The organism is Oceanibaculum indicum P24, assembly GCF_000299935.1.
Taxonomy (GTDB): Bacteria; Pseudomonadota; Alphaproteobacteria; order Oceanibaculales; family Oceanibaculaceae; genus Oceanibaculum; species Oceanibaculum indicum.
In genome coordinates, this window is record NZ_AMRL01000008.1 from 128,558 (window position 1) to 142,429 (window position 13,872).

12 protein-coding genes and 1 pseudogene are annotated in these 13,872 nt (G+C 66.2%); 3 read left to right on the plus strand and 10 right to left on the minus strand.

The window, feature by feature from the left end:
• Window positions 1–2: 2 nt before the first annotated feature.
• From P24_RS08775 to P24_RS08790, 4 genes are all read right to left on the minus strand, one after another.
• Entirely contained in the window at window positions 3–773 is a 771-nt protein-coding gene (locus tag P24_RS08775; RefSeq protein ID WP_008944353.1) for an SDR family NAD(P)-dependent oxidoreductase, read from the minus strand.
• The gene (locus P24_RS08780; RefSeq protein WP_008944354.1) at window positions 770–1,951 is read right to left on the minus strand and encodes an acyl-CoA dehydrogenase family protein; all 1,182 of its coding nucleotides are present in this window, start codon (window positions 1,949–1,951) and stop codon (window positions 770–772) included. The genes P24_RS08775 and P24_RS08780 overlap by 4 nt, the downstream gene beginning before the upstream one ends.
• Before the next feature lie 9 nt (window positions 1,952–1,960).
• Window positions 1,961–3,037, minus strand: coding sequence for a phosphotransferase family protein (locus P24_RS08785; RefSeq protein ID WP_008944355.1), 1,077 nt, complete (start codon window positions 3,035–3,037; stop codon window positions 1,961–1,963).
• A gap of 234 nt (window positions 3,038–3,271) precedes the next feature.
• Window positions 3,272–3,772 carry a host attachment protein gene (locus tag P24_RS08790; protein WP_008944356.1) on the minus strand — a complete coding sequence of 167 codons (501 nt, stop codon included), beginning with the start codon at window positions 3,770–3,772 and terminating at the stop codon, window positions 3,272–3,274.
• 137 nt (window positions 3,773–3,909) lie between these two features.
• On the opposite strand from P24_RS08790, the gene P24_RS08795 reads away from it, so the two are divergent.
• The gene (locus tag P24_RS08795; RefSeq protein ID WP_008944357.1) at window positions 3,910–4,674 is read left to right on the plus strand and encodes an SDR family NAD(P)-dependent oxidoreductase; all 765 of its coding nucleotides are present in this window, start codon (window positions 3,910–3,912) and stop codon (window positions 4,672–4,674) included.
• Window positions 4,675–4,677: 3 nt separating this feature from the next.
• On the opposite strand, the gene P24_RS08800 is transcribed toward P24_RS08795, so the two are convergent.
• From P24_RS08800 to P24_RS08815, 4 genes are all read right to left on the minus strand, one after another.
• The gene (locus P24_RS08800; RefSeq protein WP_008944358.1) at window positions 4,678–5,574 is read right to left on the minus strand and encodes an NAD(P)-dependent oxidoreductase; all 897 of its coding nucleotides are present in this window, start codon (window positions 5,572–5,574) and stop codon (window positions 4,678–4,680) included.
• Window positions 5,575–5,665: 91 nt separating this feature from the next.
• Complete coding sequence (locus P24_RS08805; RefSeq protein WP_008944359.1) at window positions 5,666–7,078, minus strand: efflux transporter outer membrane subunit; 1,413 nt, start codon at window positions 7,076–7,078, stop codon at window positions 5,666–5,668.
• Entirely contained in the window at window positions 7,071–10,229 is a 3,159-nt protein-coding gene (locus P24_RS08810) for an efflux RND transporter permease subunit (protein WP_008944360.1), read from the minus strand. Before P24_RS08810 ends, P24_RS08805 begins: the two co-directional genes overlap by 8 nt.
• Window positions 10,230–10,250: 21 nt before the next feature.
• Window positions 10,251–11,414, minus strand: a complete 1,164-nt coding sequence (locus P24_RS08815; RefSeq protein WP_008944361.1) for an efflux RND transporter periplasmic adaptor subunit — start codon at window positions 11,412–11,414, stop codon at window positions 10,251–10,253.
• A 218-nt stretch (window positions 11,415–11,632) separates the two neighbouring features.
• On the opposite strand from P24_RS08815, the gene P24_RS08820 reads away from it, so the two are divergent.
• Window positions 11,633–12,265, plus strand: a complete 633-nt coding sequence (locus P24_RS08820; RefSeq protein WP_008944362.1) for a TetR family transcriptional regulator — start codon at window positions 11,633–11,635, stop codon at window positions 12,263–12,265.
• A 205-nt stretch (window positions 12,266–12,470) separates the two neighbouring features.
• Entirely contained in the window at window positions 12,471–12,857 is a 387-nt protein-coding gene (locus tag P24_RS08825) for a tautomerase family protein (protein ID WP_008944363.1), read from the plus strand.
• A 21-nt stretch (window positions 12,858–12,878) separates the two neighbouring features.
• Here P24_RS08825 and P24_RS08830 read toward each other — a convergent pair whose 3' ends face one another.
• Together P24_RS08830 and P24_RS20275 are read right to left on the minus strand one after the other, a co-directional pair.
• Window positions 12,879–13,466, minus strand: coding sequence for a hypothetical protein (locus P24_RS08830; RefSeq protein WP_008944364.1), 588 nt, complete (start codon window positions 13,464–13,466; stop codon window positions 12,879–12,881).
• Between the two features lie 62 nt (window positions 13,467–13,528).
• A pseudogene (locus tag P24_RS20275) lies at window positions 13,529–13,872 on the minus strand (hypothetical protein); the annotation flags it as partial.

Here is a 13,872-nt window from a genome sequence, read left to right on the forward strand (position 1 = left end):
CGTCAGCCCGCCGTCCAGCCGCCATCGACCAGCACGGTCGATCCGGTGACGTAGCTGGCCGCATCGGAAGCCAGGAAGACAGCCGCCCCGCCGACCTCCTCCACCGTACCGAACCGGCCCATCGGCGTGCGCGCCAGCAGTTTCGGCCCGATATGCTTGTGCGACAGGATGGAGCTGGTCAGGTCCGTGGTGACGAAGCCATAGGCGACGGCGTTCACCCGCACTCCCTGCTCCGCCCAGTCCAGCGCCAGCGCCTTGGTCAGCTGCTCGACACCGCCCTTGGTCGCGCAATAGGGTACCTGCCGCTTCAACCCGACATGGCCGGCGATGGAGCTGATGTTGATGATGGAACCGCGCCCCTGCTCCAGCATGGCCGGGCCTATCAGCCGGCAGCACAGGAACACGCCGGTCAGGTTCACATCCAGAATATGCTGCCATTCCGCAGGATCGGTGCGCTCCATCGGCGCGTAATGCGGATCGATGCCGGCATTGTTCACCAGAATGTCGATGCGCCCATGCGTGGCCAGCACCGCATCACGCAGCGCCGCGACCTCCGCCTCCGCCGTCACGTCGCAGCCATGCCAGCTGGCGGTGCCGCCCCCGGCACGGATGGCATCGGCCACCTGCTGCAGATTGGCCTCGTTGCGCCCCGCCAGCGCCACGGCGGCCCCATGCGCGGCCAGTGCTTCGGCAATGGCGCGGCCGATCCCGCGCCCGCCGCCGGTGACAATGGCGGTCTTGCCGGTCAGGTCGAACAGGCTGTTCTTGCTCATTTCCGGTTCGCCCTTATCAAGCGTTTGGCGATTGCCCAGCGATGCACCTCGGACGGGCCGTCATAGATGCGGAAGCCCCGGATTTCACGGAACAGCTGCTCCACCACCGTATCGCGGCTCATCCCCCGGCCGCCCAGTACCTGCACGCAGCGATCCACGATGCGGAACAGCGCCTCCGACACCGCAACCTTGGACATGCTGGATTCGTGGCGGGCATGCTCGCCCTGGTCCAGCAGCCAGGCGGTGTGCCAGATCATCAGCCGGGCCTGCTGAATCTCGATCTCATTATCGGCCAGCATGAAGCCCACCCCCTCATGCTCGCCGATGGGCTTGCCGAAGGCATGGCGCTCCCGGGCGTAGGCGATGGCGATCTCCTGCGCGCGGGTCGCGCCACCCAGCCAGCGCATGCAATGGGTCAGCCGCGCCGGGGCGAGCCGCACCTGGGCATAGCGGAAGCCCTCGCCGACTTCCCCCAGCACCGCCTCCGGCCCGACGCGCAGCCCGTCATAGACGATCTCGCCATGGCCGCCGGTGAAGCTGGAATCCATCGTGTCCATCAGCCGTTCCAGGATCACCCCCGCCGCCGGCAGCGGCGAGAGGAACATGGTCGGGCCTTCCTTCCCACCGGGGTCCACCACATTGGCCATGATGATGGTGAAGCCAGCACCATCGGCGCCGGTGATGAGCCATTTCCGACCATGGATGGTATAGCCGCCCTTGCCGTCCGGCCGCGCCTCGGTCTTCATCTCGCTGGGGTCGGCACCGGCGCCCATCGGCTCCGTCATGGCAAAGCAGGAGCGGCACGCGCCACTGGCCAGCGGACGCAGGTACTTCTCCTTCTGCTCTGCCGTCGCCACCTTCTCCAGCAGATGCATATTGCCCTCGTCCGGCGCGGCGCAATGCAGCGCAACCGGGCCGAGCGGCGAGCGGCCCGCCGCCTCGAACACGATGGCGCAATCGACATGGCCGAGACCCATGCCGCCGAATTCCGCCGAGACATGCGGCGCGAACAGCCCGGCCTTTTTGGCCAGCGCGTTCAGCTCCTGCCGCAGCTCGTCAGTCGGGCCGTGGCTGGTGCGGCGCTTGTCGGCTTCGTAGGGAATCACCGTGCCGTCGATGAAGGCGGTCACCCGCTCTTTCAGTTCCTTCTGACGGTCCGTCAGCGCGAAATCGATCATTCTTTCCCCCTAGAAGGCCCGGCCGCGGGCGATATCCCAGCCGAAGTCGATAAGCCCGTCAGCCAACGTGCCGAAGCCGGCGAACCGCCGGTCGGTGGTTCCGCCCTCGCGCCAGCGCCGGTGCAGCTGCAAAAAGATGCCGGCCAGCCGCAGCATGCCGAGCACCCGGTAATAGAGCATGTCGGAAACGTCGCGCCCGCTGACCGCACCATAGCCGGTGACCAGATCGCTGCGCGTCGGAAAGCCGGGTCCGGCAGTCGGCATTTGTTTCAGCTCGTGCATCGCCGGCGGGTCGCCCGCCTCTGTCCAGTAGGCCAGCATGATGGCGAGGTCGAACAGCGGATCGCCGCGCGTCGCCATGTCCCAGTCCAGCACGGCAATGGGGTCCAGCGTTTGCGGGTTGAGGATCACATTATCGAGCTTGAAGTCATTATGCAGCAGGGTGACGGCGGAGGGCGGCAGCTTCTGCGCTTCCAGCCATGTGACCAGCTCCGCGAACGCCTTTGTCGGCTGATGCGGGTCCGGCCCTTCCATGGCGAGGCGGCAGCGCTTCACCCAGCCGGCCTGCGTGCGCTCCAGGAATCCTTCCGGCTTGCCAAACTGGCCGAGGCCGATTGCCGCCGGATCGACGGCATGGAAATCCGCCATCAGCCGGACCAGCTCACCGCCCAGCTTCGCGCCAGCCTCGGCATTGCCAGCAAGTTCCGGCGGCATCTCCGCGCCGATCACCAGCCCCTCGCGATATTCGATCAGCTGGAAGGGCGCGCCGATGACACTCTCATCGCCGCAGAAATGGATGCCTTTCGGCGCGTAGGGATAGGCCCGCCACAGCACGGAGAGCACCGTATGCTCGCGCTTCATGTCGTTGGCGCCGGGCGGGATCGGCCCCAGCGGCGGGCGGCGCAGCACGGTCTCAGCACCATCGACCGACAGCAGGTAATTCACATTTCCGAAACCGTGCGCGAACTGGCGGACCGGCACGTCGCGGTCAAGCGTCAGCCCATGCTCGGCCAGATGCCCCGCCAGCCGGTCAAGCGGCAGGGCCAGCGCCTCCTCCACATCTTTCAGCGCGGGACCGTTCTGCATCGGCGATCCTCTTTGTCCGATTGTCCGACAATACTAGCAGAGGATCAGAAGGCGTCAAGGCGTAGTGACGAGTGCTCATGTCTCGCCTTTTGTATCCGGTGTACGGTTTTCCCGATCCGTCATTCCCGCACTTGTTGCGGGAATCCAGACCTCGGCTCGCTTTGTCGCCGCCTGAGTGGGCTGCCCCCTGGACCCCCGCAACAAGTGCGGGGGTGACGGGCAGAGAGAGCCCCCCTATTTCGGGACCGGCTGGCCAGGAAACAGCCGGGCGAAGATGCGCGGCCGCTGCAGCCGCCGGCCGAAGCCCTGCACATGCGTCGCCATGTCGGCATCGCCGACCCAGGACAGATCCTTGTTCACGATGCCGAGCAGACGGTCGCGGGAAGCATTGCCCAGCGCCGCCCGGATTTCCCGCGCGGCCCGCGCCGGCGCCACCAGCACGAAGCTGGCGAATTTGTCCTTCTTCGCCGCCTCCTCGATATGGCTGCCAAGCTGATGGGCGAAGCGCTGCTTCTCCTTCGATTTAGGATCGACATGCGGTTCGTTGGCGGAGCGTCCCGGGTTGGCGCTTTCCTGCACGCGGGTCGGCTTGTCGCGCCCCAGCTTCGCGCCCGGCAGCCGCGCCTTGTCGTTCCTGAGCTGGGTCACCAGCGCCAGCCCGCCCTTTTCCGCCTCATTGGCGAAGATCCGCGCCTGCGCCCCATCGGCGACGATGAACCACATGGTCTTGCTCATGCTTGCCTCCCTTTATGCAGGTTTCGTTACAGTACCTCTTCTGCATATGGCGATTCGCAGCGCCGCTTGCAGATGGCTGGTCAATTCGTCGCGGCGCTTTGCTAGGCTGCAGCCGCGACGAAACGGGAGAGGTAATCATGTCGGGCGAAATCCAGCGCGTCTATCTGGTGACCGGGGCCGGCAGCGGCATCGGGGCCGCGGTCTGCCGCCGGCTGGCGGGGTCGGGCATCGGCCTGCTGGTGCATACCGGGTCGAAGCGCGAAAAGGCCGTGGCCGTGGCCGAGGAATGCACGGCGAAGGGTGCTGCCTGCCAGGTCGCGGTCGGTGATCTCGCCGAGGCAGAGACGGCGGGCATGCTGGTCTCCGACTGCCAGAAACATTTCGGCCGGCTGGACGGGGTGATCGCCAATGCCGGCTTCGCCGACCGCCGCACGCTGCAGGAGCTGGATGAGGAAGGGCTCGACCGCTCCATCGACGTCATCCTGCGCGGCAGCTTCCGCCTCGCCAAGGCAGCGCAACCGCTGCTGGCGCAATCGCCTTCCGGGCGGATCGTCACCGTCAGCTCCTTCGTCGCCCATGTGTTCCGGCTGGATGGCGACGCCTTCACCGCCTCCGCTGCCGCCAAGGGCGGGCTGGAGGCGCTGACTCGCTCGCTGGCCGCGCAGATGGCGCCACAGGGCATCACGGTGAATGCGGTGGTGCCGGGCTATGTGCAGAAGGATGCGATCTCCGGCCGGTCCTCGATGGATGATGGGCGCTGGAAGCAGGCCGTCGCGCGCATCCCGCTGGGCCGGCTGGGCCGGCCCGACGACATCGCGGCGATGATCGCCCTGCTGGCCGGGCCGGAGGGCAGCTACATCACCGGCCAGGCCATCCATGTCGATGGCGGTCTGACGCTCTAGCCATTACTTGCCCTGCGCGTCCAGCAGCCGGATCAGCGCCGGGAAATAGGCCCTGCCATTGCCGGCGTCGCTGGAGCGTTTCAGCAGGTCGCTGGCCAGCTGCGCGCCGTCCGCCGTTACGCCGACATCGCGGGCGAGGTCCAGCGCGTAGCTGACATCCTTCAGCGCGTAATCAGTGGGGAAAGCCTCGTCCGGGAAGCTGCGCGGCAGCATCGCCTTCATGCCGTGATTGCGAAGCGCGAAACTGTCGGAGGAGCCCTTGCTCATGGTCTCCAGCAGTACCTTCTCGTCGATGCCGGCCTTGCCGCCGATCGACAGGGCCTCGGCCAACGCCACCACGGTCTGGAACAGCACCATATTGTTCATGATCTTCACGATCTGGCCGCAGCCGACCGGCCCGCACAAAGTCACCTCGCTGGCGGCGTGCTCCAGCAGCGGGCGGATTGTCCCGTAGGTCGCCTCGTCGGCGCCGACCATGATGCTGAGCGTGCCGTCGATGGCCGCCTGCCTTGTGCGCGCCACCGGTGCGTCGCAGAAGATCGCGCCCCTGGCGGCGAATTCTTCCGCCAGCGTACGGGTCAAGCCGACCGGCGCGGTGGACATGTCGACGATGATCTGGCCGGGCCGCGCCTTCGCCAGCAGCCCATCCGGCGCGCGGCAGACCGCCTCCACCTCCTTGCCGCCGGGCAGCGACAGGAACAGCAGATCGACGGCATCGGCAACAGAAGCAATGCCGGGCGCCAGCCGCGCCCCGTCAGCCGCCAGCCTTTGCAGCGGCGCGTCGTTCAGGTCAAAGACCAGAAAGTCCCGGCCGCTCTTGCGCAGCATGTTGCGGCAGATCGGCTCGCCCATCACGCCGAGCCCGATGAAACCCACCGTGCCCGCCTTGTCCTTGCTCATTCGCTACCCTCCCGAATTTTGAGGGCACGGTAGCGCGAGCCGATGCGCAGGGCGAGCCTCACGCCCGCATGGCAGCCTCTACAGACCAGCCTTACCGGCTTGCAGCAGCATTGGCACTCCAGCCGCCGCCGAGAGCCTTGTACAGCTCGACCGAGGCCTGCAGCCGGTCGCGCAGGGCTTCCGACTGGTCCAGCTCGGCCTGGAACAGCGTACGCTGGGCGTCCAGCACCTCGATATAGGAGGTATAGCCGCCCTCATAGCGGTCCTCGGCCAGCTCGACGGTGCGGCGCAACGCATCGACCTGCCCGTCGATGGCGGTCAACCTCTCGGTGCTGCCCTGCTGCTGCTCGAAGGCGTCCAGCACCTCGCGGAAGGCAACGCGCACGGTCTGGCCATAACTGATGAGGGCCTGCTGACGGCGCGCCTCACTGGCCTCCAGATTCGACTGGTTTCGGCCAAAATCGAAGATCGGCGAGGTCAGGTTCGAGGCCAGGCTCCAGATACCGTTGCCGGCATTGAACAGATCGCCCAGTTCCCGGCTCTGCTGGCCCAGCGTGCCGGTCAGCGCGATGTTCGGATAGAAGGCGGCCTTGGCCACCCCGATCTGCGCGTTGGCGGCGACCAGCTGCTGTTCGGCCTGCTGAAGGTCGGGGCGCCGGTCGAGGATCGCCGACGGCATGAAGTCCGGCACCACCGGCGGCACCGGCAGCACATCGACCGCCATGCCGCGGGCCACATCCTGCTGGATCAGGGCGCGCGGCGCGCGGCCCAGCAGCACGGACAGCGCATTGCGCTGGATGGCACGCTGCTGGCGCAGATTGGGAAGCTGGGCGCGCGTCGCCGCCAGCTCGGATTCGGCCTGGCGCAGCGCCAGTTCGGTGACCACGCCATTATCGTACTGGGCACGCTGCAGATCGTAGGAATCCTGCCGTGCCTTCAGCGTGCGCTCGGCGATTTCGACCTGATGATCCAGTGCCCGCAGGTTGAAATAGCCGGACGCCACATCGGCGGCGACGGAGAGCCGCACCGTATCCTGCGCCGCCTGGCTGGCGAGCAGGTCGGCACGCGCCGCCTCGTCCGCGCGGGCAAGGCGCCCCCAGAGGTCAAGCTCGTAGCTGACGACACCGGCGATGCGCAGGCTGTTCACCGGGTTCGGCGTGCTAGGCGTCGTGAAGTCGTCGCTGGTGCGCGCACGCTGGGCACCGGCTTCCGCATCCAGGCGCGGCAGCCGGTCGGCACGGGCAAAGCCGGCCAGCGCCCTTGCCTCGGCCACACGGGCCGCCGCCAGGGCGATGTCGGAGTTGGCAGCCAGCGCCTCCTCCACCAGGTCGGAGAGGACCGGATCGCCATAGGCCCGCCACCAGTAGGGATCGACCTGCGAGGCGACGACCACCGTGCTGCCCCATTGCTGCGGCATGTCAATCTCGGGGCGCTGATAGTCCGGCCCCATGGAACAGCCCGCCAGCAGCGCGGCCAGGCCGGCGGCAAGAAGGGTATTACGCATCGGCGGTCTTCTCCTGACTGCTGGTATCGTCATGCTTGGATTTCTTCTTGGTACGACGCTCGGTCAGCCGCGACACGAGCTTGTAGAAGGTGGGGATCAGGAAGGTGGCAAGGAAGGTCGCCGCCAGCATGCCACCGATGACGCCGGTACCGATGGAGTGACGGCTGGCCGACCCCGCGCCGGTGCTGATCGCCAGCGGCACGCAGCCCAGGATGAAGGCCAGCGAGGTCATGATGATCGGCCGGAAGCGCAGCCGCGCCCCTTCGAGCGCCGCTGCCTCGATGGACAGGCCCTCCTTGCGCTTCAGCACGGCGAACTCAACGATCAGGATGGCGTTCTTCGCTGCCAGCCCGATCAGCGTGATCAGGCCGATCTGGAAATACACGTCATTCTCCAGACCGCGCAGCCAGATCGCCGTGATTGCACCGAACACACCGAACGGCACCGCCAGCAGCACGGCGACCGGCAGCGACCAGCGCTCATACTGTGCCGCCAGGATCAGGAACACCATCACCAGGCCGAACACGAAGGCGATGCCCGCCGTGCCCGCCGTGGTGCGCTCCTGATAGGCCGCCCCCGTCCAGGCGATGGCATAGTCGGTGCCGAACAGCTCGGTCGCCAGTTCCTCCATCACGTCGAGCGCCTGGCCGGAGCTATAGCCCGGCGCCGGCCCGCCCAGGATCTTGGCGGCCGCGAAGATGTTGAAGCGTTCGATCAGGTCCGGCCCGATCTGCCGTTCGATCTTCAGCAGCGCATCCAGCGGGATCATGCTGCCATCGCCCGAGCGCACGAAGATGTGGCGCAGATCGTCCGGCTTCTCGCGGAACTGTGCCTCGGAAGACAGGTTCACGCGGTAGCTGCGGCCATAGAGCGTGAAGTCGTTCACATACAGCGTGCCCATCGTGCTCTGCATCGCATCGAAGATGTCCGGCAGCGGCACGCCAAGCGCCTTCGCCTTCTCGCGGTCCACCGTCACCTTGTACTGCGGCACGGAGGTGGAGAAGGTCGTGCTGACACCCTGCAGCTCCGGCCGCTGGCTGGCGGCCTGCACCAGCTTGTTGGCGGCCTCGGCCAGCTTCACGCTGCCGGCACCGGTGCGGTCCTGCAGATACAGCTCGAACCCTCCGGTCATCGATATGCCGGTGATCGGCGGCGGGTTGAAGGCCAGCACGATGGCATCGCGGACCTGGCTGCCCATACCCATGAAGGTGCCGACCAGATTGCGCGCGTCATTCTGCGCCTCGGTCCGTTCCGACCAGTCCTTTAGCGGCACGAAGGCGACGCCAGCACTGGTCTTCAGGATACCGCCCGACAGGATGTCGAAGCCGGCGAAGCTGACCACATTCTGCACCGCCGGATGCTCCAGCAGGTCGCCGCTGACCCGGTCCATGACCTTGGTGGCGCGGTCCAACGAGGCGGCGGGCGGCAGGATGGAAACCACCATCACATAGCCCTGATCCTCGGCCGGCACCAGCGAACCCGGCACCTTCTCGAACAGGTGGTAGGTCGCCCCCAGCACCGCCGCGAACACCAGCACCGCCATGAAGGCGCGCTTCAGGAAGAAGCGCACGCCCGCGGCATAGCCGTCGGTCAATTTCTCGAAGGCCCGGTTGAACCAGCGGAACGGCGCCAGCGGCTCGGAATGGGTCGGCTTCAGGAACACTGCGCACAAGGCCGGCGACAACGTCAGCGCGACAATGCCCGAAATCAGCACCGACACCGCGATGGTGATGGCGAACTGCTTGTACATCTCGCCGGCAAGGCCGCCCAGGAAGCCGACCGGGATGAACACCGCGCTCAGCACCAGGACGATGGCGATGACCGGTCCGCTCACCTCCTCCATCGCCTTTAACGCGGCGTCCTTTGGGCTGAGCTTGTTCTGCGTCATGTTGCGCTCGACATTCTCCAGCACCACGATGGCGTCATCGACCACGATGCCGATGGCCAGCACCATGCCGAACAGCGTCAGCAGATTGATCGAGAAGCCCAGCAGATACATGCCGATGAAGGCGCCGATCAGCGAGATCGGCACGGCCAGGATCGGGATGATCGTCGCCCGCACATTCTGCAGGAACAGATAGACCACCAGGATGACCAGCACGATGGCTTCCAGGAAGGTCTTGATCACCTCCTCGATCGACACTTCGACGAATTTCGTGGTGTCGAAGGGAATGCCGTATTCGATGCCGTCAGGGAAACGCTGCTGCAGCTCCGCCATCTTGGCGCGCACCGATGCGGTCACGTCCAGCGCGTTGGCGCCGGGCTGCAGGAAGATACCGATGGCAATCGCCGGCTCACCGTCGCGGCTGGCGTTGAAGGAATATTCCTGCGCGCCCAGCTCGATCCGGGCGACGTCCTTCAGCCGCAGGCTGGCGCCATTCTCGTCCGACCGCAGGATGATGTTGCCATATTCCTCCGGCTTCACCAGACGGCCCGGCGCAATGACGGAATAGGTATAGGGCTGCGGATCGACCATCGGCGCCTGGCCGAACTGGCCGGCGGCGAACTGCGAGTTCTGCTCGCGGATGGCGGCGGCCACGTCGCTGGGCGTCATATTGTACTGCGCCAGCTTGTCGGGGCTCAGCCACACCCGCATCGCATAATCCTTGGCGCCGAAGATCTGCGCGTCACCGACACCGTTGATGCGGCGCAGTTCGTCGATGACGTTCAGCAGCGCGTAGTTCGACACATAGACCGGGTCATAGCGCCCGCCCGGCGAGGACATGGTGATGACCTGCAGGATCGAGCTTGAGCGCTTGGTCACGTTCACGCCAAGGCGCCGCACCTCCTCCGGCAGGCGGGACAATACCGCCTGCACGCGGTTATTCACGTCGATGGTCGCCTGGTCGGGATCGGTGCCGATCTCGAAAGTGACGGTCAGCGTGAGTGAGCCGCTGTTCGAGGCCGAGGAGCGCATGTAGATCATCCCCGGCACGCCGTTGATGTTCTGCTCCAGCGGGGCGGCCACCGTCTCGGCGATCACCTCGGCATTGGCGCCGGGATAGCTGGCCGAGACCACCACGTCAGGCGGCACGATGTCGGGATACTGGGCAATCGGCAGGGAGCGCATGGCCGCGAGGCCCGCCAGCACGATCACGATGGACAGGACCGTCGCGAAGACCGGCCTGTTGATGAAGAAACGCGAGATCATGATTTTCGTCCTGACTGCCGGCTACCGGTTGCCGGCCTGGGCCTGCTTCTGACCGCCCGGCTTCTGATCGCCTTGTTTCGGCTCCGCAGGACGCACCTTCTGGCCCGGGCGCACCTTGATGACGCCCTCGACGATCACCCGGTCGCCGGTCTTCAGCCCCTCACGGACAAGCCAGCTATCCTCGATGGCCCTGCCGATTTTGATCGGCCGCGGCGTGGCGGTATTCTCGCCATCGACGACATAGACCATCATGCCCTGCGGTCCCTGCAGCACAGCGGCCTGCGGCACCGTCACGGCGTCGCGCAGGACCATGCCGTTCACCATGACGCGCACGAACTGCCCCGGCATGAGATCGCTGCCGGGGTTGGCAACGACCGCGCGGTTGCGGATCGTGCCAGTGTTCGGGTCGATGGTGCTGTCGGTGAAATCGACATAGCCGGCATCGGCCACAGTGCTGCCGTCCGACAGCCTGAGATCGACGCGCAGCCGCCCGTCAGCCGGCTGGGTCAGCGCACCGCTTTCCCGCATGTTGCGCAGCTGCAGCGACTCGGCATCCGGCACCGCGAAATTCACATAGACCGGATCGAGCTGGCTGATCCGCGTCAGCAGGCTGGAATCCTGGCCGGTGCCGACCAGGCTGCCCTCGGAGACCGCCTCAAGACTGGTAACGCCGCTGATCGGCGCTTCGACCCGCGTATAGTCCAGGTTGATCCTGGCCGTGCGCAGCTCGGCCCGGGCGCCGGCGACAGTCGCCTTCGCCAGCTCCAGCGTGGAGAGCGCCGAATCGCGCTCGCGCGCACTCACCGCGTTGCGTTCGAACAGCGAGGATATCCGCTTCCACTCGCGTTCCGCCTGGGCAAGGTTGGCCTGCTGCTGCTGAAGCATCGCCTCCGCCTGCGCCAGCGCCGCCTCGTAGGGCGCCGGATCGATGAGGAACAGCAGGTCGCCCTGCTTCACCTTCTCGCCCTCGGTATAGGTCCGCTCCATCAGGATGCCGGAAACCCGGGCCCGCACCTCCACCTCGCGCGAGCCGGTGACACGGCCGGCATATTCATAGGAGACGGGGATGTCCCTGGTCTCGACGGTCGTCAGCAGCACTTCCGGCGGCGGCGGTGCCGCCTGTGCGCCGCCATTCGCCTGCTTCTGCTCCTCGCAGGCCGCGACGGAAAGACCGAGAGCAACCATGCCGGCCGCAATCGTGAAAAGACGAAAGGAGCGTCCTAGCGTCCCCTGCATGGTTCACCTGCTTCGATAGACAAAATGATTTCTGGCTTTTGCGACCCGCCGCGCTGTCCGCATCACTAGCGTTGCGCGGAGTTTATGCGGAAATGATTGCATTCGCTACGCCGGGCAATATATACATTCTTGGATGTATGTAAAGCGGCAAGAAAGAAAAAAACACGATGGTGCGGAGGACGAAGGAAGAAGCTGAACAGACCCGCGACCAGATCCTGGACGCGGCGGAAAACCTGTTCTTCGAGCGTGGCGTGGCGCACACCTCGCTGGAGCAGATCGCGCGCGCCGCCGGCGTGACGCGCGGTGCCGTCTATTGGCATTTCCGCGACAAGGCCGACCTGTTCGAGGCGATGCAGCAGCGCATCCGCCTGCCGCAGGAGGATGTGCTGGAGGAACTGGCGGAGAACGGATCCTCCGACCCGCTGGCGACCCTGAAGGACTCGTGCAAGGGCGCGCTCGCCACCATCGCGCGGGACGAACGCCGCCAGCGCGTGTGCTGCATCCTGCTGCACCGCTGCGAATATGTGGAGGAGATGGGCGAGCCAGCGATGCGCCAGCTGCGCAACAAGGAACATATGATCGCCCTGCTGATCCGCATCTTCGAGACCGCGCATAAGCTGGGCACGCTGGCCCCGCGCTGGACACCGCTGACCGCGGCGCTGGGGCTGCACGGCCTGATGCACGGGCTGATCAGCGACTGGGTGAATGGCACCATCCCGCACGATCTGGCGGAGTACGGCCCGGTCTGCGTCGATGGCTTCTTTGCCGCCGTCGTGGCAGCGCCGGCAATGGCTGATTAGCCGCTTGCACCCGGCAAAAACCGGCCCTAAAGTCTTTGCCATGTTCATGCAGCGCACTGCCCGTACCGCCCGCAAAACCCGCACCTTCGGTGGGGGCGGCGGCGCTTTGGGATAACCTTAAGGCCTGCATGCAACCCCCACCGCCAGCCGGTGGGGTAAAGGAAAAAATCCTCTCCGGCGCGCGACAACCCCGAGAGGACAGACAATGCCCAACACACTCATCGCCACGCGGTCCGGCTGGATCAGGGATCCCTATGCCGTCATCGACGCCGTCCATGACGCGTTGCAGGAAGCGCTGAAGATTCCCGAATGGGACCGCACGGTGCGGTTGATCGAGCATGAGCCGTCGCACTTCGCCATCCCGTCCGGGCGCGGCCAGAACTACACCATCGTCGAGGTGACGCTGTTCGCCGGCCGCTCCTTCGAGGCGAAGCGCGTGCTCTATCAGGCCATTGTGCGCAACCTCGGCGCGCTGGGCATCGCCGCCACCGACATCAAGATCGCCCTGATCGAAAGCCCGATGGAGAACTGGGGCATCCGCGGCGGCACACCGGCCTCGGAAGTCGATCTCGGCTTCCCGGTTGCGGTGTGATTCCGGGCCGTCCTCTATCCCCTAACCCGCCGACTTCGCCATCACCATCGCGTACAGCATGGCGAAGGACAGCAGCAGGTTGAACCGGCCGGCCAGCAGGGCAGTGCGCGCGGCGCGCTGCTTCTGCGCCGGTTCCGCCGGCACAATGCCGAGCGCCTTCTTCTGGTTCGGCCAGATCACCAGCCAGACATTGACGGCCATGATCAGCGCCATCCACATGCCGATGCCGATCATGGTGTGGCGCGGACCGGACCCGTCCAGCCCCAGCGTCCACAGGGCCGGCAGGTAGCCCGACAGCATCGCCGTCACCAGCCCCAGAACCACGGTCGCCACCGCCGACCAGCGGAACCAGAACAGCGCCTTCGGCGCCACGAACCGCGCGACAACCGGCCGGTTCTCCTCCGGCATCGCCGCCAGTGCCGGTATCTGCACCAGATTGAAGTAATAGAGCAGCCCGACCCACAGCAGCCCGGCCAGCACATGTGCCCAGCGGAAGAAACCCGCCCAGAACGCCTGGTCGAATGCCGGCGCGCCCAGGAACACCAGCAGGATTGTCAGGACAAGCCCCAGCATCAGCGTCGGGTGCAGGCTGGCGAGCGGGTTCTTCATGGCGCGATCTCCCTCAGTTGTCCGCCACCCTACAGAAGAGCGGCCAAGGACGCACCGCTTGCTTATCCGAACGCCGCCCAGAAGGTGGTGACCAGCAGGATGGCGGCAAAGGCGATGTTGAGTAGCCGCGAGGCCAGCGGGTCGCGCAGCAACCGGGACAGCGACACGCCGGCCAGCAGCCAGACCGTATGGATGGCGACGATCAGAAGGCTGAGCACTGCCAGCTTCGCCAGCGCTTCCAGCAGCGGATCGGCGAACGGCAGGGATGATCCGGCAAACACGGCGCTGATCGCCAGATATGCCTTCGGATTGGCAATCCCCAGCAGATAGCCGCCGAGGAAGGAAGGCGCACTGCCCACCGCCTGCTCCTCCACCGGCCCCGCGAGCGGCGGCGCGGTGGCGATCC

Coding starts and splice junctions, on each gene's coding strand:
- P24_RS08810 (WP_008944360.1), bottom strand. CDS start 10,229: ATGATCTCGCGTTTCTTCATCAACAGGCCGGTCTTCGCGACGGTCCTG.
- P24_RS08800 (WP_008944358.1), bottom strand. CDS start 5,574: ATGAGCAAGGACAAGGCGGGCACGGTGGGTTTCATCGGGCTCGGCGTG.
- P24_RS08775 (WP_008944353.1), bottom strand. CDS start 773: ATGAGCAAGAACAGCCTGTTCGACCTGACCGGCAAGACCGCCATTGTC.
- P24_RS08780 (WP_008944354.1), bottom strand. CDS start 1,951: ATGATCGATTTCGCGCTGACGGACCGTCAGAAGGAACTGAAAGAGCGG.
- P24_RS08805 (WP_008944359.1), bottom strand. CDS start 7,078: ATGCGTAATACCCTTCTTGCCGCCGGCCTGGCCGCGCTGCTGGCGGGC.
- P24_RS08825 (WP_008944363.1), top strand. CDS start 12,471: ATGCCCAACACACTCATCGCCACGCGGTCCGGCTGGATCAGGGATCCC.
- P24_RS08790 (WP_008944356.1), bottom strand. CDS start 3,772: ATGAGCAAGACCATGTGGTTCATCGTCGCCGATGGGGCGCAGGCGCGG.
- P24_RS08815 (WP_008944361.1), bottom strand. CDS start 11,414: ATGGTTGCTCTCGGTCTTTCCGTCGCGGCCTGCGAGGAGCAGAAGCAG.
- P24_RS08820 (WP_008944362.1), top strand. CDS start 11,633: ATGGTGCGGAGGACGAAGGAAGAAGCTGAACAGACCCGCGACCAGATC.
- P24_RS08785 (WP_008944355.1), bottom strand. CDS start 3,037: ATGCAGAACGGTCCCGCGCTGAAAGATGTGGAGGAGGCGCTGGCCCTG.
- P24_RS08795 (WP_008944357.1), top strand. CDS start 3,910: ATGTCGGGCGAAATCCAGCGCGTCTATCTGGTGACCGGGGCCGGCAGC.
- P24_RS08830 (WP_008944364.1), bottom strand. CDS start 13,466: ATGAAGAACCCGCTCGCCAGCCTGCACCCGACGCTGATGCTGGGGCTT.